The organism is Novosphingobium decolorationis, assembly GCF_018417475.1.
Lineage (GTDB): Bacteria > Pseudomonadota > Alphaproteobacteria > Sphingomonadales > Sphingomonadaceae > Novosphingobium > Novosphingobium decolorationis.
Genome location: NZ_CP054856.1, coordinates 455,473 through 480,494, shown reverse-complemented (window position 1 = coordinate 480,494; position 25,022 = coordinate 455,473). Strand labels below are relative to the sequence as shown.

The 25,022-nt window shown below is 65.2% G+C and carries 24 protein-coding genes; 20 read left to right on the top strand and 4 right to left on the bottom strand.

Annotated elements, in window-relative coordinates:
* Positions 1 to 76: 76 nt before the first annotated feature.
* The 4 genes from HT578_RS02245 to hflX all read left to right on the top strand — a co-directional run bounded on the left by HT578_RS02245 (position 77) and on the right by hflX (position 5,837).
* Positions 77 to 2,293, top strand: coding sequence for a sensor histidine kinase (locus tag HT578_RS02245; RefSeq protein ID WP_213501963.1), 2,217 nt, complete (start codon positions 77 to 79; stop codon positions 2,291 to 2,293).
* A 73-nt stretch (positions 2,294 to 2,366) separates the two neighbouring features.
* Positions 2,367 to 3,764, top strand: coding sequence for a nitrogen assimilation response regulator NtrX (gene ntrX / locus HT578_RS02240; RefSeq protein WP_039393472.1), 1,398 nt, complete (start codon positions 2,367 to 2,369; stop codon positions 3,762 to 3,764).
* Between the two features lie 143 nt (positions 3,765 to 3,907).
* On the top strand, positions 3,908 to 4,483 hold the full coding sequence (hfq, locus tag HT578_RS02235) for an RNA chaperone Hfq (RefSeq protein ID WP_213501961.1): 576 nt from the start codon (positions 3,908 to 3,910) through the stop codon (positions 4,481 to 4,483).
* Between the two features lie 7 nt (positions 4,484 to 4,490).
* Positions 4,491 to 5,837 (top strand): GTPase HflX, encoded by a 1,347-nt coding sequence (gene hflX / locus HT578_RS02230; protein WP_213501959.1) that lies wholly within the window; start codon positions 4,491 to 4,493, stop codon positions 5,835 to 5,837.
* Here the strand turns inward: hflX and mazG are convergent.
* Entirely contained in the window at positions 5,814 to 6,605 is a 792-nt protein-coding gene (gene mazG / locus HT578_RS02225; protein ID WP_213501957.1) for a nucleoside triphosphate pyrophosphohydrolase, read from the bottom strand. The genes hflX and mazG overlap by 24 nt on opposite strands.
* A 55-nt stretch (positions 6,606 to 6,660) precedes the next feature.
* Positions 6,661 to 8,409: an acyl-CoA dehydrogenase C-terminal domain-containing protein gene (locus HT578_RS02220; protein WP_213501953.1), complete on the bottom strand. Its 1,749-nt coding sequence runs from the start codon at positions 8,407 to 8,409 to the stop codon at positions 6,661 to 6,663.
* A 204-nt stretch (positions 8,410 to 8,613) separates the two neighbouring features.
* Here HT578_RS02220 and HT578_RS02215 point away from each other — a divergent pair, with 204 nt between their 5' ends.
* Positions 8,614 to 9,495 (top strand): DUF1838 family protein, encoded by an 882-nt coding sequence (locus tag HT578_RS02215; RefSeq protein ID WP_213501951.1) that lies wholly within the window; start codon positions 8,614 to 8,616, stop codon positions 9,493 to 9,495.
* 11 nt (positions 9,496 to 9,506) lie between these two features.
* On the opposite strand, the gene HT578_RS02210 is transcribed toward HT578_RS02215, so the two are convergent.
* Positions 9,507 to 10,751 carry a serine hydrolase domain-containing protein gene (locus HT578_RS02210; protein WP_213501949.1) on the bottom strand — a complete coding sequence of 415 codons (1,245 nt, stop codon included), beginning with the start codon at positions 10,749 to 10,751 and terminating at the stop codon, positions 9,507 to 9,509.
* A 268-nt stretch (positions 10,752 to 11,019) separates the two neighbouring features.
* Here HT578_RS02210 and HT578_RS02205 point away from each other — a divergent pair, with 268 nt between their 5' ends.
* From HT578_RS02205 to HT578_RS02155, 11 genes are all read left to right on the top strand, one after another.
* Complete coding sequence (locus HT578_RS02205) at positions 11,020 to 12,198, top strand: alpha/beta hydrolase-fold protein (protein ID WP_239026445.1); 1,179 nt, start codon at positions 11,020 to 11,022, stop codon at positions 12,196 to 12,198.
* 14 nt (positions 12,199 to 12,212) lie between these two features.
* A complete protein-coding gene (locus tag HT578_RS02200; RefSeq protein ID WP_213501945.1) occupies positions 12,213 to 13,232 on the top strand; it encodes an alpha/beta hydrolase in 1,020 nt (339 codons plus the stop codon).
* A 22-nt stretch (positions 13,233 to 13,254) separates the two neighbouring features.
* A complete protein-coding gene (locus tag HT578_RS02195) occupies positions 13,255 to 13,971 on the top strand; it encodes an SDR family oxidoreductase (RefSeq protein WP_213501943.1) in 717 nt (238 codons plus the stop codon).
* A 148-nt stretch (positions 13,972 to 14,119) separates the two neighbouring features.
* Positions 14,120 to 15,535 carry an MFS transporter gene (locus HT578_RS02190; RefSeq protein ID WP_213501940.1) on the top strand — a complete coding sequence of 472 codons (1,416 nt, stop codon included), beginning with the start codon at positions 14,120 to 14,122 and terminating at the stop codon, positions 15,533 to 15,535.
* Positions 15,536 to 15,543: 8 nt separating this feature from the next.
* Positions 15,544 to 16,371, top strand: coding sequence for an alpha/beta fold hydrolase (locus HT578_RS02185; protein ID WP_213501938.1), 828 nt, complete (start codon positions 15,544 to 15,546; stop codon positions 16,369 to 16,371).
* Between the two features lie 14 nt (positions 16,372 to 16,385).
* Positions 16,386 to 17,531 carry a DUF3089 domain-containing protein gene (locus HT578_RS02180; protein ID WP_213501935.1) on the top strand — a complete coding sequence of 382 codons (1,146 nt, stop codon included), beginning with the start codon at positions 16,386 to 16,388 and terminating at the stop codon, positions 17,529 to 17,531.
* Between the two features lie 182 nt (positions 17,532 to 17,713).
* The gene (locus tag HT578_RS02175) at positions 17,714 to 18,100 is read left to right on the top strand and encodes a c-type cytochrome (protein ID WP_213501933.1); all 387 of its coding nucleotides are present in this window, start codon (positions 17,714 to 17,716) and stop codon (positions 18,098 to 18,100) included.
* Between the two features lie 2 nt (positions 18,101 to 18,102).
* A complete protein-coding gene (locus HT578_RS02170) occupies positions 18,103 to 19,014 on the top strand; it encodes an alpha/beta hydrolase family protein (protein WP_239026444.1) in 912 nt (303 codons plus the stop codon).
* Between the two features lie 173 nt (positions 19,015 to 19,187).
* Positions 19,188 to 19,754, top strand: coding sequence for an ureidoglycolate lyase (locus HT578_RS02165; RefSeq protein ID WP_213501932.1), 567 nt, complete (start codon positions 19,188 to 19,190; stop codon positions 19,752 to 19,754).
* An 8-nt stretch (positions 19,755 to 19,762) separates the two neighbouring features.
* Entirely contained in the window at positions 19,763 to 20,119 is a 357-nt protein-coding gene (locus tag HT578_RS02160; RefSeq protein WP_039395444.1) for a hypothetical protein, read from the top strand.
* A 39-nt stretch (positions 20,120 to 20,158) separates the two neighbouring features.
* The gene (locus tag HT578_RS02155; RefSeq protein ID WP_213501930.1) at positions 20,159 to 21,343 is read left to right on the top strand and encodes a class I SAM-dependent methyltransferase; all 1,185 of its coding nucleotides are present in this window, start codon (positions 20,159 to 20,161) and stop codon (positions 21,341 to 21,343) included.
* 13 nt (positions 21,344 to 21,356) lie between these two features.
* Here HT578_RS02155 and HT578_RS02150 read toward each other — a convergent pair whose 3' ends face one another.
* Positions 21,357 to 22,424, bottom strand: coding sequence for an amidohydrolase family protein (locus HT578_RS02150; protein ID WP_213501927.1), 1,068 nt, complete (start codon positions 22,422 to 22,424; stop codon positions 21,357 to 21,359).
* A 30-nt stretch (positions 22,425 to 22,454) separates the two neighbouring features.
* Between HT578_RS02150 and istA the strand changes: the two genes are divergently transcribed.
* The 4 genes from istA to HT578_RS02135 all read left to right on the top strand — a co-directional run bounded on the left by istA (position 22,455) and on the right by HT578_RS02135 (position 25,017).
* Positions 22,455 to 23,318 (top strand): IS21 family transposase, encoded by an 864-nt coding sequence (gene istA, locus HT578_RS22355; protein ID WP_277884187.1) that lies wholly within the window; start codon positions 22,455 to 22,457, stop codon positions 23,316 to 23,318.
* Between the two features lie 96 nt (positions 23,319 to 23,414).
* Complete coding sequence (locus HT578_RS22350) at positions 23,415 to 23,960, top strand: Mu transposase domain-containing protein (protein ID WP_422394366.1); 546 nt, start codon at positions 23,415 to 23,417, stop codon at positions 23,958 to 23,960.
* Complete coding sequence (gene istB / locus HT578_RS02140) at positions 23,957 to 24,724, top strand: IS21-like element helper ATPase IstB (RefSeq protein WP_213500153.1); 768 nt, start codon at positions 23,957 to 23,959, stop codon at positions 24,722 to 24,724. Before HT578_RS22350 ends, istB begins: the two co-directional genes overlap by 4 nt.
* Before the next feature lie 95 nt (positions 24,725 to 24,819).
* Positions 24,820 to 25,017: a hypothetical protein gene (locus tag HT578_RS02135; RefSeq protein ID WP_213501925.1), complete on the top strand. Its 198-nt coding sequence runs from the start codon at positions 24,820 to 24,822 to the stop codon at positions 25,015 to 25,017.
* Positions 25,018 to 25,022 lie beyond the last annotated feature (5 nt).

Here is a 25,022-nt window from a genome sequence, read left to right as displayed (position 1 = left end):
ATGTGCCTGCAACCGAACGCAGGACGCAGATTTGGAACTTGCGCTGGCGCAACAGGGGTGTTGTATAGGTGCAACGATGAGTGCAGTACCCGCGACACGACGAAACTGGCCCCGGTGGTGGAGGCGCTTCCAGATTGCCGCGCGCCGGGCCAACATCTTCGCGGTGATCGCCGCGCTGTGCGTGGTCGCCTTCGTGGTCATGAGTTCGATCACCTGGATCAGCCTCAATTCAGGGTGGGACGCGGCACGGCCCATTCCCTCCAATCTCACAGCGACGCTCCTGGTCGGCATGCTGGTGCCCGCGATGGCGCTGATCGTGCTTCTCGGGCGCTACATAGCCCTGCAACGCGCGGCGGAGAGTATCGGCGGCACCGGGCAGATGCACGTGCGTCTGGTGTTCATTTTCTCGCTCATTTCGGCAATTCCGACGCTGCTGGTGGTGGTCTTCGCCTCGTGGCTGTTCCAGTCGGGTGTCGAGTTCTGGTTTTCCGACAACTCGCGCGGTCTCCTCGAAAACGCGAACAAGCTGGCACGGGGCTACTACGAACAGACGGTGCGTGACGTGGGTTACGAGTCTGCGGCGATGGCGCAGGATTCGCGTGTCACCCTCGAAAGCCATCCTGTCGTCAGTCCGACTTTCCAGCGTTTCCTTGCCGAGCAGGTCCTGCTCCGCAATCTGTCGGTTGCGGCGGTCATCCAGATCGACTCCAATGGGGAGCAGCGCACCCCGATCATCGTTGATCCGGACAACAAGTCCGAGAACAACCGTCTGAGCAAGGAAATGCTCGAACGCCTCGACAAGGGCGAACCCTATGTCGCGGAATCGAAGAACAACCGCATCGTTGCGGGCGCACCGATCGAGCGCCAGTCGGGTGTCTACCTCCTGGTCGCGCGCACCAATGACCTTGTTTCCCTCAGTCAGGGGCAGCGCGCCGAGAATATCGTGCAGGCCTACGAGGTCCTGACCAGCCGTGCGCGGATCATGCAGTTGCAGTTCAACGTCGCGCTGTTCGTCGGTTCTCTGGCGCTGGTCGGGCTCTCGGTCTGGTTCGCGCTGCGCTTTGCAGACCGGCAGGTGCAACCTCTCTACGAACTGGTGGAGGCGGCGCGCCGCGTGGGGGCGGGCAACTACTCGCTGCAACTGGAGGGGCGCACCGGCACCGACGAGATCGGCCTTCTCAACCGCGCCTTCAACCGCATGACCGCGCAGATCGACAAGCAGACGCAGGCGCTTCTGGGCGCCAACCGCCAGCTTCACGAGCGGCGTCTGTTCATCGAGGCCGTTCTGGAATCGGTGACCTCGGGCATCATCTCGCTCGACGAGAAGGGCTGCATCCTCCTGATGAACAGCTCCGCGCTCAAGCTCACCAACCAGGACGACGTGCCCGAGGGCATGCCGATTGCCGAGCTGGCCCCGGCCATTGCAACCATGATCGAGAGCGATGACCGCAGCGGCATCGTCCAATACAGCCGGGGTGGCGAACTCCTGACCCTCGCCGTGAAGACGAGCCGCGATGCGACCGGCCACGTCATCACTTTCGAGGACATCACCCGCCAGCTGGTCGACCAGCGTACCGCGGCCTGGTCGGACGTCGCGCGCCGTATTGCGCACGAGATCAAGAACCCGCTCACGCCGATCCAGCTGGCGACCGAGCGTCTCAGCCGTCGCTACCGCAAGCAGATCACCGACAACCCGGAGCTTTTCGAGGACCTCACCGCCACGATCATCCGGCAGGTCGGGGACCTGCGCCGCATGGTCGACGAGTTCTCCTCGTTCGCCCGGCTGCCCAAGCCCGTGTTCCGTGCAGAAGACCCCGTGGCGCTCACCCGCCAGGCCCTGTTCCTTCAGGAAGTCGCCCGTCCCGATGTGGATTTCACTTTCGCGGCCGGAGACGAGATCGGCACCATCGATTGCGACCGCCACCAGTTCGGCCAGGCCATGACCAACGTCCTCAAGAACGCGGTCGAGGCCACCGAGACCAAGGCGCGGGATGCCGGGGAGGACTACAAGGGGCGGATCGCGGTGGACATCACCGCCAGCGAGGACTGCATCCAGGTGCGCATCGCTGACAACGGCATCGGCCTTTCCCAGGCGCGTGAACGGATCATCGAACCTTACGTCACCACTCGTGAAAAGGGCACTGGCCTTGGCCTCGCGATCGTCAACAAGATCGTCGAGGAACATGGCGGTGACATGACCTTTACCCCCGCGGAAGGCGGCGGGACCGTGGTGACAATGCGCTTCGCAGCGGACCCGCTGCTGCGCCAGCGCAAGCAGGAGGCCGCCGAATGAGGGCGGCCATGCGGGAACACAGGCGCTTCGCGCTTGCTAGGAACGACACGAGAAACAAGAAGAAGATTGGGCCATGGCACTGGAAATCCTGATTGTTGACGACGAGCGTGATATTCGTGAGCTCGTGGCCGGGGTTCTGAGCGACGAGGGGTACGATTGCCGCACGGCGGGCGACAGCACCCAGGCGCTTGAGGAAATCGACAAGCGCCGTCCCTCGCTGGTGCTCCTTGACGTGTGGCTGCACGGAAGCCGGCTTGACGGGCTCGAGGTGCTCGACGCGATCAAGGCGCGCGAGCCCGAACTGCCGGTCATCATCTTCTCGGGTCACGGCAACATCGACACGGCGGTGGCGGCCATCGGGCGCGGTGCGGTCGATTTCATCGAAAAGCCCTTCGAAGCCGAGCGGCTGATCCACCTCGTCGGCAAGGCGACCGAAACCGAGCGCCTGCGCCGTGAGAACGCGCAGCTGCGCCAGGATTTCTCGACCGGGGAGGAGTTCACCGGCTCGAGCGCCTCGATCAACCAGGTGCGCGCGACCCTGAAGCGCGTGGCCAACACCGGCAGCCGCCTGCTCATCACGGGGCCCGCCGGTTCGGGCAAGGAAGTGGCCGCACGGCTTCTCCACGCCTGGAGCCCGCGTGCGGACAAGGCCTTCGTCAGCGTCAACTCGGCGCGCATCACGCCCGAGCGCTTCGAGCAGGAGCTGTTCGGGGAGGAAGCCGAAGGCGCGCTGGTGCGCCCCGGCCTTCTCGAAACTGCCGATGGCGGCACGCTCTACCTCGATGAAGTGGCGGACATGCCGCTGTCGACCCAGGCACGGATCCTGCGCGTGCTGACCGATCAGGCCTTCGTGCGCGTGGGGGGTACCCGCCAGATCCGCGTTGACGTGCGCGTTGTCTCCTCGACCTCGCGCGACCTTGAGAAGGAGATTTCCGAGCGGCGCTTCCGCGAGGACCTGTTCTACCGCCTCAACGTCGTGCCCGTGGCCATCCCGGCGCTGCGCGAACGGCGTGACGACATTCCCGCGCTCGTCGACCACTTCTTCGCACGCTATGCCAACGAGCAGGGCGTCGCGCCGCCGCAGGTCTCGCCCGAGGCCATGACCGCGCTCCAGGCCTACGAGTGGCCGGGCAACGTGCGCCAGCTGCGCAACGTGGTCGAGCGTACGGTCATCATGGCCCCGCGCGAGAAGCTGGACCGGATCGAGCCCGACATGTTGCCCCCGGAAATCTTCAACGCCCGGGGCGGCGGCGATGGCGGCGTTGCGGTGATGATGAGCGCACCGCTTCGCGAGGCGCGCGAGAGCTTCGAGCGCGAGTACCTGCGCGTCCAGATCCGGCGGTTTTCCGGGAATATCTCGAAGACGGCTTCGTTCATCGGCATGGAGCGCTCGGCGCTGCACCGCAAGCTCAAGCTGCTTGGCATGTCCGAGCGCAAGGAGGAGGAAACCCCCGGTGAAGGCGAGGGGTGAGACACGCGTAAGGCAAACGACATAACTTTCGGATTTACTGCATTGCAGCAAGCGGGTAATTTCGATTCGCTTACGGCATGATCCGGGATGGGCATGCCAGATCGCGGACCGCATCAGCGGCCGCCAAAAAGAAGGAGAATACAATGGCTGGTCGAACGCTTTCCGCGCGGCCGAGAGCGAGCGCCACCACGGAGCCTGCGGACACCAAGCCCGCGGCAGCTCCGGCGCAATCGGCACCTGCATCCGGTAAGGGCCAGAACCTTCAGGATCAGTTCCTCAACCTCCTGCGCAAGAACAAGACCCCCGTGACCATGTTCCTGGTCAAGGGCGTCAAGCTGCAGGGCATCGTCACCTGGTTCGACAACTTCTCGATCCTGCTGCGCCGCGATGGGCAGTCGCAGCTGGTCTACAAGCACGCCATTTCGACGATCATGCCCTCGACGCCCGTCGATGCGGCCCAGTTCAACAGCGGCGAGGGTTCCAAGAAGACCCGCGCGCTTCAGGACGTCTTCCTCTCCAGCATCCGCAGCGCCGGCGTGCAGGTGACTATGTTCCTGATCAACGGCGTCATGCTCCAGGGCCGGGTCGCGGCCTATGACCTGTTCTGCATGCTGCTCGAACGCGAAGGCTATGTGCAGCTTGCCTACAAGCATGCGGTCTCGACGATCCAGCCGGTGACCCCGGTGGACCTGCAGAGCCACGAAGAAGCGGAAGACTGATTCCAGCTTGGACGACGAACTGAAAGGAGAGGTCACGCGCGGCGCGCGTGCCCTCGTCGTATATCCGCACATGCGCGGCAACCGGGGCAGCGCCGATCTGGACCCGGAAGCCCGCCTCGAGGAAGCCAAGGGGCTCGCACTCGCGATCGGCCTCGTGATCGCGGATGGCCAGATCATCCCGATCCGCGAGCCGCGCGCGGGCACGCTCTTTGGTGAAGGGCAGATCGAGAACATCTCGGTCGCCTGCAACCTGCACGAGGCTGAGCTGGTGGTGGTGGACGGATCGCTCACCGCCATCCAGCAGCGTAACCTGGAAGAAAAGCTCAAGCGCAAGGTCATCGACCGCACTGGCCTGATCCTCGAGATCTTCGGCGAGCGCGCGGCGACCGCCGAAGGGCGCCTGCAGGTCGAACTGGCCCACCTCGATTACCAGGCCGGACGCCTGGTGCGCAGCTGGACCCACCTGGAACGTCAGCGTGGTGGCTTCGGCTTCCTCGGCGGCCCCGGCGAGACCCAGATCGAGGCCGACCGCCGGATGATCCGCGACCGCATGGGACGCCTGCGCCGCGAACTGGAGCAGGTGCGCCGCACGCGCGGCCTGCACCGTGACCGGCGCGAGAAGGCGCCCTGGCCGATCGTCGCGCTGGTGGGCTACACCAACGCGGGCAAGTCGACGCTGTTCAACCGCGTGACGGGCGCGGACGTGATGGCGGAGGATCTCCTGTTCGCCACGCTCGATCCGACGATGCGCGCGGTGCGCCTGCCGGGCGTGCAAAAGGCGATCCTGTCGGACACCGTGGGCTTCATCTCGGACCTGCCGACCCAGCTCGTCGCGGCCTTCCGCGCCACGCTGGAGGAAGTGACGGCAGCCGATGTCATCCTGCACGTGCGCGACATTGCCAACCCCGACACCGAATCGCAGAAGCGCCAGGTGCTCTCGGTCCTTTTGGACCTGGGCGTCATTCCGCGCGAGGACGACGAGGAGGAGCCGGGCGAGGAACCCACGATCCCGATCATCGAGGTCTGGAACAAGTGGGACCTGCTCAGCCCCGAGCGTGCAGAGGAACTGCGCGAGGTCATCGACTACCGTTCGGACGAGACTATCATTCCGCTCTCGGCGGTCACCGGCGAGGGCTGCGAGCACCTGCTCGATGTTGTTGGCCATGGCCTCAACGCCGATGCCAAGGTCTATACCTTCGTGCTGCCCGCAGCCGATGGGCAGCGGCTCGCGTTCCTGCACGCGCGGGGCGAGGTGCTCTCCGAAGTTGCGGATGGCGAGGACGAAAATGGTCCCCGCATCCGCATCGAAGTGCGCCTGGCCGAGCGTGAACTAGGCCGTTTTCGCGCGCTCTGACGCCTTTACCGCCTGCCAGAGCGCTTCCTGCGCGTCGAGATCGAGTTCGGCAAAGACCTCGTCTCGCTGGCTGGCGAGGGCTTCCATCCCTCGGAAGCGCCGTTCGAACTTGGCGTTCGCGGCGCGAAGCGCGTCTTCGGGCGCGATCCCGTTGAGGCGCACCAGGTTGACGGCGGCGAACAGCAGGTCGCCGGCTTCCTCCAGCTTTTCCGCATCCGATGCTTCGGCGAGTTCGACGAGTTCCTCGCGGACCTTGTCTTCCGCCCCGCTCGGATCGGGCCAGTCAAAGCCGACGCGCGCGGCGCGCTTCTGCAGCTTTTCCGCGCGCATGAGCGCGGGGAGAGCACCCGCGACCCCATCGACCGCACTCGTCTCGCCCTTGGCGGCGCGCTCTTGCGCCTTCAGCTTTTCCCAGCGCTCGGTCTGGCCGGTTTCCGTATCACCCTCACCGAAGATGTGCGGGTGGCGCGCTTCCAGCTTGTCCGAGATTGCGGCAGCGACATCGGCAAAGGCGAAGGCGTCCTGTTCCTCAGCCATGCGCGCGTGAAAGACCACCTGGAGAAGCAGGTCGCCCAGTTCCTCGCGAAGCGCAGGAAGGTCCGCGCGCTCGATGGCGTCGGCGACCTCGTAGGCCTCCTCGATGGTGTAGGGCGCGATCGAGGCGAAGTCCTGCGCGCGGTCCCATTCGCACCCGTTCACCGGATCGCGCAAGGTGGCCATGATGGAGAGCAGGCGGTCGATCTGGTCGTGACGGGAAGCGGCGGTCATGGCTGTCCTTGGGCAGGCGGGAAAGGGGAGGCGACGGTGCGCCTCCCTCTAGCGCTCAGAACAGCTCGGCGTCCATGCCCATGATGGTTTCGGGCCCCGCCTCGACTTGCGCGGCAAGCGCGTGGACCTGGGGAAGCACGCGCGCGAAGAAGTAGCCGGCAACGGCGCGCTTCTTGCGCGCAAGGGCGCTGTCCTCGCCCTCGCAGGCCGTGACCATGCGCACCCACATCCAGCCCAGCGAAACCAGCGCGACAAGCCGCAAGGTGTCGGTCGCCGCGGCGCCCAGCGCCTCGACATCGCCCTTCTGCGCGACAAGGGCCTGCGTGATCCGGCGCAGCGGGACGAGGGCCTCGGTGAGCTGCGCAGCGAATGGCGATCCGTCCGCGGCGGCCAGATCGCTTTCTACCAGGGTGAGGAAGCGCGCCATCAGATCGCCGTTCTCCATCGGGAGCTTGCGGCCGACCAGGTCCATGGCCTGGACCCCGTTGGTGCCCTCGTAGATCTGGGTGATGCGCGCATCGCGCACGAACTGTTCCATGCCCCATTCGTGGATGTAGCCGTGCCCGCCAAAGACCTGCTGGGCCTTGACCGCCGTCTCGAAGCCCATGTCGGTGAAGGCGGCCTTGATGACGGGGGTCATCAGGAGGACCATGCCGTTGGCCTGGCTGCGCACCTCGGGATCGGGGTGGCGTGCGGCGATGTCCATCTGCATCGCGGTCCAAACCGCCAGAGCGCGCCCTGCGTCAAGGAAGGCGCGGCCTTCCAGCAGCATCTTGCGCACGTCGGCGTGTTCGATGATCGGCACCGGCGCGCGGGTGTTGTCCGAGGAGCGGCCCTGCAGGCGCTCGCGGGCATAGGTCGCGGCCTTCTGGTGCGCGGCCTCGGCAATGCCCAGGCCCTGGATGCCCACGAAGAGGCGCTCGTTGTTCATCATCGTGAACATGGCGTTGAGCCCGCGTCCCGGCTCGCCCACCAGCCAGCCGATGGCCTCGTCGTAGTTCATCACGCAGGTCGGCTGCGCGTGGATACCCATCTTGTGCTCGAGCGCGCCCACCGACATCGTGTTGCGTGCGCCAAGGCCGCCGTCCTCGGCAGGCAGGAACTTGGGCACGAGGAACATCGAGATGCCCTTCACGCCAGCCGGCGCATCGGGAAGGCGGGCCAGCACCAGGTGGACGATATTGTTGCCGAAGTCCTGGTCGCCCGAGGAAATGAAGATCTTGGTGCCCGTAACCTTGTAACTGCCATCGCCGACCGGCTCGGCGCGGGCGCGCAGGAGGCCAAGGTCGGTGCCCGCATTCGCTTCGGTCAGCGCCATCGCGCCGCAGGTCTCGCCGGTGACGAGCCCTGTCAGCCATTGGGCCTTGAGTTCCTCGCTGCCATGGTGTTCGAGCGCTTCGGCCGCTCCACTGGTCAGGCCGGGGAACAGGCCGAAGGAGACGTTCGCGCCGCTCACCATTTCATCAAGCAGGATCTGGAGCGTGCGCGGGAGGCCCTGGCCGCCGAACTCGGGATTTCCGGAAAGGCCGACCCAGCCCGCCTCGACGAAATCGCGGTAGGCTTGGGGGAAACCCTCGGGCGTGGTGACCTTGCCCTCGCTGAGCGATGCGCCCTGTTCGTCGCCCGGAAGGTTGAGCGGGGCGAGCTTTTCGGCCGCGAAGCGCGCAGCTTCGCTCAGGACTTCGCCCGCGAATTCGGCCGACACATCCTCGCAGCCGGGCAGGGAGGCGATCAGGCCGTCGAAATCGAGCACCTGCGTAAGCAGGAAGCGCATGTCGTCCACGGGCGGCGTGAAGCTGGTCATCGCGCAAACATCCTTTCCAAACCGGGTTCGAGGGTCAGTCCCTCCTGTTGCGCGATCCTATGTACCAAACAGTTGTTACAATCAAGCTGGCGCGAGGTTTGAGCGCGTACACAGGCGCGCAGGTCTGTCCGACACGCGAATATCCATGGTGTCGCACATGGCGCCCACGGAAGGTCCGCCGGATGTTTCCTGCAGGAAAACGGGATGGGGAAATACGGTATGTCGGGATGGAATCGGCGCGGTGCGATAGGCGCAGGGCTCACGGCGCTGGGGGCGTTCGCAAGCCTGGGGTCACAGACGGCACTGGCGCAGCAGGGCGACGGCGGTGTGCCACTGGATATCGAGACCGCCAAGGGGCGTTTGCGGACCTTCATGATGCTGCGCGGTGCACTGGACGAAAGGCTTACCATGAGCTGGGTCTCGGCGCGCTACTATGGCGTTGTCGAGGATCGCATGGACCCGCTTTTCGCGGTCGTATCTGCAGTTTTCTCGCGTTCGCGCCAGTTGGCCGATGGCCGCTTCGAGGCGGTCAACGCCGAGATCGCCTGGTTCACCGATCCGGTCAGCGGAGATGCGCTCGATAGCTATCGCAATCCCTATACCGGGGAGGATGTCGAGGTGCCGCAGGGGGGCTATGCGCCTTCCAGGGTGCGTTTCGGACCGGAGTTGGAACTGCGGCTTGAAAAGGAGATCCCCGGCTTGACGATGGAGCACGAAGTGCTGCCCTTTGACCTGCGCGGCGATGACCTCTGGGTGACCGAGCGCACGCGGACCGCGATGCAGGTGCCGGGCGTCGCCAAGCCGTTCCGCTATTCCGAAAGCAACACCTACCACGCAAGCCGCGCGGCGATGGAGGCCCCGGGGGTGACCCGCGTGCCGGTCTCGGTGGCGTTCACCAATGTCTGCTCGTGGCGGCCCTGGATGAGCATGGGGGACAGGCCCGGGCATCTCACCGCGACGGGCGTCGGCGCACACAACGCGGACTGGGCGCAGATGCCGCCCGCCTGGATCGCGGCAACGCGCGCGCGCCGTCCCGAAGTGCTGGCGGACCCGGCCGCGCTGCTTGCGCCGCTCTGGGACGCCTGATCACCTCGCGCTCATTCGGGGGAGGACATTCCCCGGATGAGCGTGTTCACGAGATAGCTGTTGTCCCATTCCTCGGGGTTTTCCTCTGTGGGACGCGGCGGGTTGCCCCCCATGCGCAGCACGACAAGATCGTGGCCCGGCGCTATGTCGACGATCTGGTCAGCGTTGCCGTCGAACAGGAACAGGTCGGGATCGAGATAGGGCTCGGAATGCAGGACGGTGGGGCCGGGCTGGTCGGGCGCGCCAAAGGAGCGTCGTTCGACATGGGGCGCGCCAATCCACACGCCGAGGCCGAAGTGCGGGTTCTGCGCGGTGCCCGTGCGCATCTGCGCCACGTAGCCTTCGGGGAGTAGCTTGCGCCCGCCCCATGCCCCGTCGTGAAGGAGCAGCACGCCAAGCCGCGCGAACGTCTCGGCGGGTAGCATCATGCAGCAACCCGAGTGGGCCTCGCCGCCCGGCCGATTGAGCCAGAACGTACCGCCCATCGCACCAATGGGGCGCAGGACTTCGGTGTCGACGAACTCGGCGTAGTCCCGGCCCGTGGCCCGTGTGATGACTTCGCCCACAAGGTCTGTGGGGGCATTCGCGTAGGAGTAGAGCGTGCCCGGCTCGGCGATCATCGGATAGCTTTCGATGATATGCCGGGTGTGCTCGGGCGAGAGGAAGCCGAGGTTGAGCGGACTTTCGGGATCGGGCGAGAAGCTCTGGTGCTGCATGCCTGAGCGCATGTCGAGCAGGTGGCGCACCTTGATCCGCCCTTTCTGCGTACCTGCCAGCTCGGGGATGAAGTCGGCGATCGGCTGATCGAGCGAGGTGATCTTGCCGAGCGCGATCGCGCGGCCAACGGCTATTGCGGCAAGCGGCTTGGAGAGCGATTTGGACACGAGCGGCGTGGTGCGCGTGACGTCTTCGCCGTACCATTCGAGCGCAATCTTGCCCTTGTGCCATACGATCAGCGCGGTGCTGTTCATGCGCCGGGCATAGGTTGTGGCCTTTTCCAGGGCGGCCTGGCTGATGGCACTATCCGGCGCAGAGGGCAGGGGCGCCCAGTCCGGCGCCCCTGAGACCGCTGCCATCGGGGTGTAGACGAACTTGCTGTAGTCGGTGACGTAGACTTCGAGCCGTTCGCGGTAGACGGGATCTTCGGAGGGCTTCGTGGGAGCTGCGTCGGCGCCCAGGGTCGGGGCGGCAAGGCTTGCGCACAGCAGCGCGGTGGCTATCGTGCGTGCATGTCTGCGCTTGTGCCTGGAACCCATCCTTCTTCGCCTCCCTGAATGTGCGCGGCAAAGGTGGCATGATCGTCCGCAGGCTCCGTCCGACCTTGGAGGTGCTGTCCACCAGTCGGACAACGGGCCAGAAAAAGCTCGCGTGCAAGGGGGCTTGGTGTCGATCCTGCAGGCCGAAGGCCGGATTGTCGGCCGCTGGACACGCGGCCGTGCGGGTTCAGGCACAAGCAGGGGGAATGCCGGGATGCGGCCTTGGGGATATCACGCAAAGCGCGGACTTGCAGGTGCAGCCGGGGCCATGGGGCAGCTGGCGGGCACCTTCGCGATGGCGCAGATGCAGCCGCCCAAGCTTGACCCCACGACCTGCGTTACACCGCCCTTCTATTCCGGGCCGATGCCCTATTCGTCGGTCGAGCAGCTCCCTGACCAGCGGGTGACATTCCGCCTCTGCGCACCTCAGGCAAAGGGCGTGCGGCTCACCAGCAGCGATATCGCCGACGTCATTCCCATGGGCTTCCCGCCGGGCACGCCCAGGGGGCTGGGCATGACGAAGGACGCGACGGGGCTGTGGTCGGTAACGACGCCCAAGCCGGTCGCGGCCGATGTCTACCGCTTTGCCTTCGAGGTCGACGGGGTGAAGACGGTCGATCCGCTGGGCCAGACCTTCTCCGAAGAGCTCAAGGGTATCAACTCGACCTTCGAGGTGACGGGTGAGGAGGGCGCCTTCCAGACCTGGCGTAAGGAGGTGCCACACGGCACGGTCGCGACGCTGGAATACTGGTCGCAGGCCCTGGGCATCAAGCGCCGCGCGCATGTCTACACGCCGCCCGGCTACATGAAGGATGCGGTGTCCTACCCGGTGCTCTATCTGGTTCATGGCGCAGGCGACAGCGACGACAGCTGGACCAGCGTTGGCCATGCCCACACGATCCTCGACAACCTCATCGCAGCAGGCAAGGCCAAGCCGATGATCGTGGTCATGCCCGATGGCCATACGCCGCTGCGCGAAGGGGTGATGACGCTCGACAATCCGGATTTCGGCAACGATCTGCTGGGCGATCTCATTCCCTACATCGATGCCCATTACCGCACCGATGCGCGGGCCCAGGCGCGCGCGATGGCGGGGCTTTCGATGGGCGGCTCGCACACCTTGCGCAATGGTCTGACCCACCCGGAAACCTTCCACTGGATCGGGGTCTTCTCGATGGGTCTGATGGAAGGTTCGGCGTTCAATGGCGCGGATACCTACGCGGCCCGGTACGATGCGGCCCTGCGCCGCGATGCAGCCGAACTGGATCTCGTCTACTACGCCATGGGCCGCGAGGATTTCCTGCACGAGACCGTCGCGCCGACGCGCGCGCTGCTGGACCGCTACGGTATCGCGCATGTCTACAACGAAACAGGCGGCGGGCATGAATGGGTGAACTGGCGGCGCTATCTGGCCGACTTCGCGCCGCGTCTGTTCCAGGGCGAATAAGGGAGCAACGCGAGATGAAATCGAACCTGTTCATGGGCGCGGCCCTGGTGGCCCTGACCTTGGCCACGCCGCTGCACGCAGCCGGAACGGTACGCCCCACGGGCCTGGAGGCAACTGCGCCCGGCCTCCAGGCAGACGGCGTGCGCGTGCTGGCTCCCGAAGCGATCTGGCCGCAGGGCGCACCGGTGGACCCGGATTGGCCCGGGCTCATCGACCAGCCGGTCACCGAAGAAGCGCGCGACGGCGGGGAGAGCCTCTGGAACGTCACGGTGCCCAGTTACCAGGCCTTCCTGCCCGATCCGGCCAAGGCTACGGGCGCGGCGGTGATCGTGGCGCCGGGCGGTGGTTTCCGCCTTCTGGCGATCCACCACGAAGGCTCGCGAGTGGCGCAGTGGCTGGCTGACCATGGGATTGCGGCCTTCGTCCTCAAGTACCGGCTGATCCAGACCCCTCCGGGTGAGACCAACGAGGCGATGCGCACGCGCGTCAACACGACCATGCGTCCCGGTGTCGGCGGCGAGCCGGGCGTGGCGGATGGCCTGGAGGCTCTGCGCCTCATTCGTGGGCGCGCCAAGGACTACGGGATCGCACCGAACCGTATCGGTGCGGTCGGCTTCTCCGCGGGCGGGCACGTCGCGGGCAAGATGGCGCTGGCCCAAGAGGGCGCGCGGCCCGATTTCACCGGGCTCATTTATGGTTTTCCGTTCGGGGAGCGCCTGCCCGAGCTTCCGCCCGCGAACCTGCCCTGGCCCGAAGGCACGCCCAATGAGCCTTGGCTGCGCCCGGCCCCCACACCTGCGCCCGGACGGCTCGCGCCGATGTTCATGGCGGTCGCGCAGGACGATGTCGCGGTGGGGCAGGGCTTCGATGCCTGGGAGGCCGCCCTCAGGGAGGCGGGCTACACCCCGGAGACGCACCGCTACGAGCGCGGTGGACACGGTTTCGGCATGAAGAAGACAGGGGGCACGCAGGACCATTGGATCGAGGAGTTCGCCTGGTGGATCGAGGCCGAAGGCTTCACCAAGGCCGATTGATCGCACCCAAGGAGTTATCCGCATGACCCGAACCTGGCTCGTTACGGGCGCCAATCGCGGCATTGGCCTGGAATATGTCCGGCAACTGGCGGCTGCCGGTCAGCGGGTCATTGCAACCGCCCGCGATCTGCAGGCGGCCGAGCCGCTCTCGGCCCTCGCGTCCCAGTATCCAGAGCGTGTCCGCATCGAAACCCTCGACGTGGCGGACGCGGATTCGCTTACAGCATTCGTCCAGCGACTGGGGGACGAGACCGTCGATGTCCTCGTCAACAATGCGGGGCTTTACGGGGGGAGCTGGAACAGTGATGCGCAGCGCCAGTCGCTCGAGGGCATGGACTACGCGCTCTGGGAAGAGATCCTTCGGGTGAACACCATCGCGCCCTTCCGGCTGACCGTGGCCTTGCGCGCGAACCTGCGTCGCAGCGCGCAGCCGCTGGTGGTGATGATGGGATCGGACCTCGGCTCGATCACGGCCAACACCATGGGCCAGAGCCACGCCTACCGTTCGAGCAAGGCGGCCCTCAACATGGTGATGAAGGGTTTGTCGATTGATCTGGGCGGGGAGGGCATCACGCTTGTGTCCATGGCGCCGGGCTGGACGCGCACCGATCTGGGCGGCCCGGCTGCGACCTGGAGTGTGGAGGAAAGCGTCGCCAGGCAGCTAGACGTGATTGCAAGCCTGGGCCCTGTGGACACCGGACGCTTCGTCAACCTTCTTGGTGAAGACGTCGCCTGGTGAAATTCATTCCGCCTGTCGGATAGCGTATCCCTAAAGCAGTGCGTGCACGCGGCGAAAGGAGAACACCACTCGGCCATAGACGCCTTGCGTTGAAGATCCTTGATTTAACGCAATTGGCACATGGACTTATTCGGAGCTTCCCCCCTCGATGACCGATCTCTCCCCGAGCGGTGCCGTGCCCCCGCCTTCGACCGTGTCTCTCCCGTCCGGTCCGGATGGCGGCAAGGTCGCCACATCCGTCCTGTTGCGGTATGGTACGGGCCAGCTGGGCGCGCAGGTTTTCCGCGACACGCCCGCCGTGCTGCTGCCGCTGTTCATGACCACGATGCTCGGCGTCGAGGCCTGGCTGGCCGGGCTTGTCGTGCTCATTCCCAAGCTCTGGCTGATCGCCTGTGACCCGCTTGTCGGCGCCTGGTCGGACCGAGTGCGCAAGCTCTACGGGCGCACGCCGTTCCTGGTGGGCGGCGCCATCCTGACCAGCCTTGGCTTCGTCGCGCTCTTCACCCTGACCGAAAGCGCAAGCCCGATGGTCTCGGCGGCGCTCACCTGTCTTCTGTTCTTCCTGGCATCGACCGCATTCTCGATGTTCTCGGTGCCCTATCTCGCGATCGCCGCGACGCTTTCGCCCGACCCGCACGAGCGCACCCGGATCATGATCTTCCGCATGATCTTCTCGACCTTCGGCGTCCTTGTCGGTGTCGGGGTCGCGCAGCCGATGATCTACTGGCTGGGCGGGGGCGAGCATGGCTGGACGGTCATGGCGTTCACGCTGGGCGCGGTGTGCCTGGTGACCATGCTGGTGACCGCCATCGGGCTTGCCCGCGTGCCGATGATCGAGGACGATTCCGTACAGGGAAGCCTCATCAGCCAGCTCAAGGTGATCGGCACCAACAAGCCTTACCTGGTCCTGGTCCTCACCTGCCTGATCCAGAACATCGGGCAGGCTTCGGGCTATACCGTGATCGGTTTTGTCTTCCTCTATGCGCTCCAGGCGGTCTGGATCATTCCGGCCTTCATTCTTGTGATGTCGATTGCGGGCATTGCCGCGCAGCCGCTGTGGTTCACGCTCTCGCGCCGCTGGGGCAAGGAGAAGACTTATGTCTTCGCCTCGGCCATGTGGACCGCGGTGACCGTGTCCTGGTACTGGATGGCGCCTGCCACCGACGAGATCATGACGCTGCCCGGCGTCGGTGTGCTCGGCACGCAGCACCTCCTCGTGCTGGTGCGCGGCGCGCTGATCGGGATCAGCAACGCGGCCTTCATCATGCTGGCGCTCTCGATGCTGACCGACACCATCGACTTCCAGCGCCGCCGGGCCGGCACTGCGAACGAGGGTGTCTTCGCCGGGCTTTTCTCCGCCATCGAGAAGCTGTCCTTCGCTCTGGGCCCGGTCATCGCGGGCCTCGTGATGAGCGCCTTCGGCTTTGTCTCCTCCAAGGGCGGCGCGGTTGATCAGACCCCGCATGCGATTACGGGCATCCTGCTGCTCTACAGCCTGATCCCGGCGGCGCTGCAGGTTGTCAGCCTCATCGTCTTCTCGCGCTATCGCATCGCCAAGGACTGATCCCTGCCATGCAGCATTCCCGGCTCCGCCGTGCGTACGTCCCCTCCCGTTTCGGGCAGCTGCACGTGCGGATTGCGGAGCCGGAAGCCGTGCCGGTCGCGCCGCCGCTGGTCTGCTTCCACCAGACGCCGAGCCACGGTGGCGACTGGGACGCCGTGCTGGCGCTGATGAGCCGGGACCGGTGGGTCATCGCCCCCGATACGCCGGGCTATGGGCAAAGCGATGCGCCGCCCGAGCCGGCTTCGCTCGAGGCACTCGCTGCGGCGCTGTCCGAAGGGCTCGAAGTCCTGGCCGCAGATGAGGGCTTCGCACTTACCCGCTATGATGCGATGGGCCATCACACCGGCTCTGTCCTCGCCGCCGAACTGGCCCGGCACGATAGCCGCGTGCGGCACCTGGTATTCTGCAGCCTGCCCGCGTTCGGAGAGGCGGCCCGCCAGGACATGCTGCGCGGGATCGATGGCATGTTCCCGCCCGTGGATGGAAGCCTTGCACGTGCCGAACAGCTCCATGCCTTCCAGTCGAGCTTTGCCGATCGCCGCCTTGATGGCGCGCAGCGACAGGTCGCGATGGCCGAATGCCTGCGCCTGGGCGAGCGTATGGACTGGGGCTATTGCGCGGTCTTCGACTACGATCTGATCGCGGTCCTCTCGGCACTGCCGCACCGCGCGCTCATCCTCAACAGCGAGGATGACCTGAACGCGGTAACGGGCGAGGCGGCAGGACTGCTCGAACGCGGGATCTACCGCGAACTGGAAGGGTGCGGGCACGGCTTCCTGGCCTTTGCCGACGAAGCCTTCGCGGGCGATCTACGCGCCTTTCTCGACGGACACTGACAAAGGGGGGAACGATGGTCAGGACTGGACCGATCCACACAGGCTGGCTGACGCGCGCGGCGCTGGGAGCCGCGCTGGCGTGCGCGAGCCCTTGCGTGCTCGCACAGGGCGTGGGCCCCGTTCCTACCCCCGCGCAACTGGAAGAAGGTGCGCGCGAGGTGCGCGAAGGCGCGGTTACGCCCCCCGATTACGCCGATCCGGCCATGTGGTCGGCGGGACCTGAAGGGCCGGGGCCGGCCGGAGCCCTGCCGCAAGGCGCAACTCCAAACACCGCCGATCCGGGCGTTGCCGTGTTCTACGTCCACCCCACGACTTTCCTGTCCCAAGAGGATGACTGGACCCAGGACCCGGCCGATGCCGAGGCGAACCGCTGGACCGATGAGAGCGTGGTCCAGCGCCAGGCCAGTGCGTTCTCGGCGTGCTGCGAAATCTGGTCCCCGCGCTACCGTGCGGCGAGCGCCAACGCCTTGCGCTCACGCCCTCATACCGACGCGGCCTATGCCCTGGCCTATACTGACGTCGAGCGCGCCTTCGACTGGTTCCTGGAGCACATCGGGGAGGGGCGCCCGTTCATTCTTGCCGGGCACAGCCAGGGCGGCAAGCACGTGGGCGATCTTCTTGAGAAGAAGGTTGCAGGAACGCCCCTGCAGGAGCGCCTCGTCGCGGCCTACATAGTGGGCATCAACATTGCCGAGGCCGAAGTGCCGCTGCGCTTCGGGTCCGTGCCCGTGTGCGACCATGCCGACCAGACCGGATGCCTTGTCCAGTGGAACGCCATTCTCGCGGGAACCAAGCTTGATCCGATCGTCTCGGCCTACGAGAAGAGCTTTACCGATATCTACGGCGCGCAGCCCGGGCAGCAGATGGTCTGCGTGAACCCGGTCACCTTTGAGCGCAGCCAGCCGTCCAGCCTTTCGGCACAGGCCAAGGGCGTGGTGCCCGGTTCGCCCGGCTTTGGTCCGATGAAGCCCTTGCGCAAGGGGGTGGTCGCTGCCCGTTGCGAGCGTGGAATGCTGGTGGTCTATCCCGCGCCGGGGCTCGGCCTGGAGCCGCTGCCCGGGACCGGAGTGATGCATTATCACGACATAGGTTTGTTCTGGGCGGATATTCGAGTGAATGCGCGCTTGCGTGCGCAGCGCTGGCTTGCAACACATCGTTGACCGCTGCGCGGATAAAGGGTGCAAACCTTTCCCGACGCCGTGGCGTAAATGGCTACATTTTATAACAATTAATCGAAAAGCGCGCAGGCACAGCACTTTGGTGCAGCTTTCAGACAGGTAGAACCTGCTAAAGAGAAGCGGTTAATCAAGGCTCAGGCCTGCAAGGAAGGACACAGGATTTCATGCGGAAGATCGTCTCGCTCTCCACTCTCTCCATGGTCGCCGCGGCTACGGCCATGCTCGCACCCTCGGTCGCCTCGGCCGATGCGGCGCGCGGCAAGCAGCTGTTCATGCGCTGCATGGCTTGCCACACGGTGAACAAGGGCGGCGCCAACAAGGTCGGTCCGAACCTCGCCGGTGTTGTCGGCCGCAAGGCGGGCTCGGTAAAGAACTTCAAGTACTCGGCCGCCATGCAGAAGGCCAACCTGACCTGGGATGAAAAGACCCTCGACAAGTGGCTGACCCGCCCCGCGACGGTTGTTCCGGGCACGTCGATGGTCTTTGCCGGCCTTCCCAAGCCGGAAGACCGCAAGTCGCTGATCGAATACATGAAGGCAGCGGGCAAGTAAGCATGACGATGGGTTCCGCGCATTCGCGCCGTATGGTCCTGGGTGGATCGCTGGCTTTGGCAGCGGCGCTGGCGGCAAGGCCGGTGCTGGCTCTGGACCAGCCTGCTAGGGCCACGCGCACACTCATGGCTCCGGGAGGCCGTGAGGTCTCGGTGAGCGAGTGGGTGCCCGAAGGTACGGTGCGCGGAACCATCCTCTTCTCGCATGGCGCGGGTTCCGCGCCCTGGCACTATGACCTCATTCTCGCGCCGTGGATCGCAGCCGGGTATCATGTGCTCGCCCCGCTTCACGTGGATTCGCGCGAACATCCGCGGACCAAGGACTTCCCGGGCCTAGCCAGCTGGAAAACCCGCATCGAGGACATGCGCCTGCTCATCGCCGCGATTGGTGATACGCCCTTCATTGCGGCAGGCCACTCCTACGGCGGCCTTGTCGCGACGACGCTGGGCGGTTCGCAAGGCGTGGCGCCTGAGGGAATTTCGGCGCCGTTCTATCCGCGTCTGGCCAAGGCCGTGGTCGCCTTTTCGCCGCCCGCGCCCGTGCCGGTGCTGATGACGGCTGAAGGCTATGGCAAGATTGCTGTTCCTGCGCTTATCCAGACCGGCACGATCGACAATCCTCCGAGCATCGACGATCCCGAGAGCGAGGCGTGGAAGGGCCACCTTGCACCGTTCGACGCGGCCGCCGAAGGCGGGAACCGCTACGGTCTGGTTCTGCAGGGCGCGAACCACTATTTCGGTGGCATCATCTGCGATGACAGCCAGCCCGGTCCGCCGCAGCTGGCCCAGATCGACCTTGCCAACCGCTACGTGGGGCTATTCCTCGAAGCCTACGGGCAGGGCGATGCGGCTGCGAAATCCGCACTCGATGCCCGGATCACCGACGCGCTTCCGGCGCGCCTGATGGCCAAGTAACCAGGTCGCATCCGCCATTCGCCCCCTTGCAGTGGGGCTCTGGTGACCAATCTGAACGCCATCCTGTCCGCTAGCCGGACAGGATGACGATCCAGTCCGCGCCAAGGTGCCCGAGGGGTCAAAGTGTCGTCCTGCAAAGCCCGGGCACAACATCGGGCGGGGGGACATTACCAATGGACGAACACACCATCATTTCTCTGACGGTCGAGGAGGCCACGGCGGAGAATACGGCCGCGTTTGGCGACATCGTGGGCCGACAGGCACCGGTCGAGCCGGTCTCGGTGGACTTCTACAAGGGCGCTGTGCGGATGAGCTATCCCACGCGCTTCACCTCCGAACACCCGGTCGAGATGACGCTGGCGCAGATGACGCGCCGCGAACCCGAAGTGCGCTACATGGAGCGCCACTTCCAGCACACGCAGGCGTTCCTGCCGTTGGGCGGCAAGCCCTTCATCGCGGTCATGGCACCGCCGAGCGAAGGCGAACTGCCCGACCTCTCCAAGGTGCGCGCATTCCGGTTCGACGGTACGGCGGGCTTCGCACTGCACCTTGGAACCTGGCACGAATTCCCCTTTGCCATCGAGGACGAGACCGATATCGTGGTCGTGCTCTCGAGCCAGACGGGATACGATCTCAAGGCCAAGGACGCCGAGACCGAAGAGGCCCACGGCCCCGATCTCGACAAGAAGGACATTGTCGCCCGCACCGGCAACGTGTTCCGTTTCGAACTTACGGAGTGACCCTCAAGATGGTGGAACGCAAGAACCGCGAGCGTATCGCCCGCTCCAAGGGCAGCCAGCCGGTCGTCTTCGAGAACGAGACGGTCGATGCGCTGGCGAGCATGGTCCTCTCGCTCATGGGCGAGGTGGTCGTCCTCAAGGACCGGCTCGATGCCAACGAGCGCCTGCTCGCCGCAGCCGGGCTGCACGGTCCGGCCGATGTCGACAGCTTCGCGCCCGACGCGGCCGCCAAGGCCTACCGCGCGGGCTACCGCGAAGGCATCTACGACCGCGTGCTGGGTGCAGGGCGCGACAAGCTGGTGCCCCAGGCGCTGGCTGAGCAGCAGGAATACGAAGGTGTGCTCGACGCGGTCACCCGCGACTGAGCGTACCCCCAACATACATCCTCACGGCGGGAGACGGCCATGGAACAGTATAAGCAGGAACATTTCGGCCACGCGGTGATGCCGCAGGCCAACCACGATGAACAGGCGCTGGAGGATCACTTCCTCGCCATGCGCGCGTGGACCAACCGCAACATCGATCCGCTCGACCGGCGCCTCCTCGACGAGGTGATCGTGCCCGAAGTCGAGAAGGAAACCGGCGCAGCTCCGACGAGCAGCCGCCAGGTCCGCCAGAAGCTGGAAGCGCATCCGCTCCACCAGTACTGGCTGACGCTCTCGCTGCACTACCAGGACCGTATCTGGTACGGCCTCGATGCCGCGATCAACCGCCAGTACGACGAGTTGTCGGAAAAGGTTGGTGCGCAGGTGGCAAGCCCCAAGGGCTCGCTGACCCTCAACCCGGAGCTCGAAATTCCGCGCTACATCGCGGCCTTCGACCACCACCGTATGCCCGGCAGCTACGTGGTTGATACCTCGGATTTCGACTTCCGTGCCGGCGCGCTCTACGACCGCTTCGCCTCGACCTATCTGCGCAATCTCAACGGCGGGTGGAAGAACGACGGGCGCGGGCACACGCTCGCCAGCCACGTGCAGGACTTCCATCCCGACCTGAAGCCCATGCGCATTCTGGACCTGGGCTGCTCGGTCGGCCACTCGACGCTGGCGATTGCCGAGGCTTTCCCGGATGCCGAAGTCTTCGCGCTCGACGTCGGTGCGCCGATGCTGCGCTACGGCCATGCCCGCGCGGAATCGATGGGCGTCCCCATCCATTTCAGCCAGCAGGACGCCGAGCACACCAACTTCGAGGACGGGAGCTTCGATCTCGTCTGCTCGTCGGCCGTGCTGCATGAGACTTCAGCCAAGGGCATGCGCGGCGTGTTCAAGGAGTGCTTCCGCCTCCTGCGCAAGGGCGGCGTGATGTGCCACGTCGACGTGCCGCCGCGCCATGAGCACATGGCCCTGTGGGATCAGATGCGCTGCGACTTTGAAAGCCACTACAACAACGAGCCGTTCATGACCTCGCTCGCCCGCACCGACTGGGTGAAGGTGGCTACCGATGCCGGTTTTGCGGAAGAGAACGTTCACGTAGGGTACCGCAAGGGCACTACCTGCCTGAAGCCCGACCGCGCGGACTTCTTCACCGAGGGCCACCCCGAAGGGCGCGCCTTGCTCGGCAGCTGGTACGCGTGCTCGGCGACCAGGTAGGCCGCCGAGGCTTTCAGATACGATAGATGGAGCGGGCCGTGCTGGAAAACAGCGCGGCCCGTTCGCTTTGGGACAGTCCGCGGGTGGCGAGCTTGAAGGCATTCCAGATCTGGCCGTAGGTTGAGGCAGGGCGGTTGGCTGGCCAGTTGCTCTCGAACATGCAGCGCTGCGGGCCGAACAGCTCGATGGCGGTCTCGATCCAGGGCTTCCAGTCGCGTGCTAGCGAAACCGATGACGTCTCGGGTCCCGCCATCTGTCCCATGAAGGGGCCGAGACCACCGATCTTGGCAACCACGTTCGGACACTGCGCAAGGCGTGCCATCGCCGGGCGCCATTCGGCAAATGTCGTGTCGAGCTTGCCCGCATAAGGCCCGAGCCCCAGCGGGCAGCCCAGGTGTTCCAGCACGATGGTCGTGGCCGGACAGGCTTTCGCAAGGTACGCCAGTTCGTCCATCTGCGGATGGAACAGCCAGGACTCGAACACCAACCCCTTGCGTCCGAGCAGGGTGATGCCCGCGCGAAGGGACGGGTCCTGCAACAGCTTGGGATCGTTGTGGATACCCGAGAGTGGTGGGAACGAGGCAGTCGCGATCGAGTTGCGCACGCCGCGAAGATGCCCCCTGCCAGCCTCTTCGTGGTGGGCGAGCAAGGCATCGAGATCTTCCGTACGGGTCAGGTCCACCTTGGCAACGATGCCCGAGGCAAGGCCGCTCTTGCGATGCGCCTGCGCGAGTTCGCCGACGTATCGGGTCTCCCCCAGCGAGCGCACGGCGTCCTCGCCTTCGGCATCGTACATGATCCCGCATTCGATGAAGACACTGCCCGTGATGCGGTGTCCCGAACGGGCGATGTCGTCCCTGAAGTCCTGCGCCAGATAGCGTTCGCCCGATGCTTCGGAATCGGAAAAATCGCGCAGGTGGAAGTGCGGATCGACTATCTCGAACTCGGGTTCCAGAGCGGGTTCCTCGGCCATGGCCTCGGCCGCGCGCGCCGGGAAAGGGAGCGCTGAGAACGGCGGAGCAATATTCGACCACGCTAGCGGCGGGATAGTCCTGCTGCGGGCGGCGTAAAAGTCGTCCACCTTGAAGCCTTTCTGCCAAGTCAGGGAGGTGTGGGGATCTACAGCGTGGAACTTTATCTTCAGGTCCGTTTGGCTTGCGCGGATGGCATGAGCCAGCGGGCGGCGGCGAAGCGTTTCAATGTGTCGCGCGACACGGTGCGCAAGATGCTGTCGTTTTCATCGCCACCGGGTTACCGGCGTCAATCTGTCCCGCAGCGTCCGAAGCTGGACGGGTTTGTGGCGATCATTGATGGATGGCTTGAAGGGGACCGCTGCGTCCCGCGCAAACAGCGCCATACGGCGAAGCGGGTATTCGACCGCTTGCGCGCCGAGCATGGTTTCACCGGCGGCTATACGATCATCAAGGATTACATCCGCGAGCGTGAGCAACGCAGCCGGGAGATGTTCGTGCCGCTGGCCCACCCGGCGGGGGATGCGCAGGCCGATTTCGGGGAAGCGCTGGTGGAGATCGGCGGGGTGCAGCAGAAGGCCTACTTCTTCGCACTCGATCTGCCGCACAGTGATGCCTGCTATGTGCGGGCCTATCCGGCGGCGGTGGCGGAGGCCTGGGTGGACGGACACGTTCATGCCTTCGCGTTCTTCGGCGCGGTGCCGCGCTCGATCGTCTATGACAACGATCGCTGCCTTGTGGCGAAGATCCTGCCAGACGGCACGCGTAAGCGTGCCACGCTGTTCAGCGCTTTCCTGTCGCATTACGTGATCCGCGACCGCTATGCCCGCCCGGGCAAGGGAACGAGAAAGGCAATGTGGAAGGGCTGGTTGGTTACTGCCGCCGCAATTTCATGGTGCCGATCCCGAAGTTCCCGACACGGGAGGCCTTCAACCTATGGCTGGAGGAGCAATGCCGCAAGCGCCAGCGGACAAGGTGCGCGGACAGAGCGAGACGATCGGTGAGCGCTTGCAACGCGATCTGGCAGCCATGCAGCCTCTGCCCGCTACACCCTTCGAGGCCTGCGATCAGACGAGCGGGCGGGTCTCCTCGCAATCCCGGTGCGCTACAGGACCAACGATTATTCGGTTCCGGTGGCACGGGGCCATCAGGAGGTCTGGATCAGGGCCTATGTCGATGAGGTGGTGGTCGGCTGCCGCAGCGAAGTCATCGCCCGTCATCCTCGTTGTTATGCCCGCGAGGAGGTTATCTTCGACCCGCTCCACTATCTCCCGCTGATCGAGCAGAAGATCAACGCATTCGACCAGGCCGCGCCTTTGCAGGGCTGGGATTTGCCCGAAGCGTTCACGACACTGCAGCGGTTGATGGAAGGCCGCATGCACAAGCATGGCAGGCGTGAATATGTACAGGTGCTGCGCCTGTTGGAAACGTTCACCCTCGCCGATCTCCAGGCGGCGGTGGAACAGGCCATTGATCTTGGCGCCATCGGCTTCGATGCCGTCAAGCACCTCGCCCTGTGCCGGGTCGAACGCGTACCGCCGAGGCTGGACCTGGACGTCTATCCCTTCCTGCCACGCACAACGGTCGAGAAGACCTTTGCCAGAGCCTATCTGAGCCTGCTCTCCGACCAGCAGGAGGCCGCATGAGCGATCAGACCCCGGAGCTTCTTCTCGCTCACAATCTCAAGGCACTCAAGCTGCCTACGTGCCTGCGAGAGCACCACAAGCTCGCCCGGCAATGTGCCGCTGAAGGCGTCGATCATATCCGCTTCCTCGCCCGCCTTGTCGAGATGGAGATGATCGACAGGGAGCGTCGTATGGTCGAGCGGCGCATCAAGGCCGCGCGCTTCCCCGCCGTCAAAAGCCTCGACAGCTTCGACTTCACCGTCATCCCGAGGCTCAACAAGATGCAGGTGCTCGAGATGGCGCGCTGCGAGTGGATCGAGCGGCGTGAGAACGCCATCGCTCTGGGGCCATCGGGCACCGGAAAGACGCACGTAGCGTTGGGGCTCGGACTGGCAGCATGCCAGAAAGGGCTGTCGGTGGGCTTCACCACTGCGGCGGCGCTGGTCAGCGAAATGATGGAGGCGCGCGACGAGCGGCGTCTCCTGCGCTTCCAGAAGCAGATGGTCGGATACAAACTGCTCATCATCGACGAACTGGGCTTCGTACCGCTCTCCAAGACCGGCGCCGAACTGCTGTTCGAGCTGATCTCCCAGCGTTACGAACGCGGCTCCACCTTGATCACCAGCAACCTGCCCTTCGACGAATGGACCGAAACCTTCGGATCCGAGCGTCTCACAGGCGCGCTCCTCGATCGCCTGACCCATCACGTCAGCATCCTCGAGATGAACGGCGAAAGCTATCGCCTCGCTCACAGCCGGGCCCGCAAGGCCAAAATCAGACCCTGAAAAGCAAGCCAATGCCGGGGGGAGTGGCCCTCGGGCTACGCCCTCACGCCACTCCCCCCGGCGTGTAACACGATGGCCTGGTTTTACGCCGCCCCATGGCCGACTTTTGCTCCGCCGTTGACAGCTGGATCATGCGCCTGTGGACGGTGCGTTTCCGTCGTCTGGCCGAAGGTCCCAACCCGGCCGAGGAAGCCGCTCTCGAGCGGGAGTTCATGTATGGCCGGATGATGGCCTACGTCTACTGGATAACGATTTCCGGCATCTGCTTCCTGGGTACGGTCAAGCCGTTCTGAGGAAA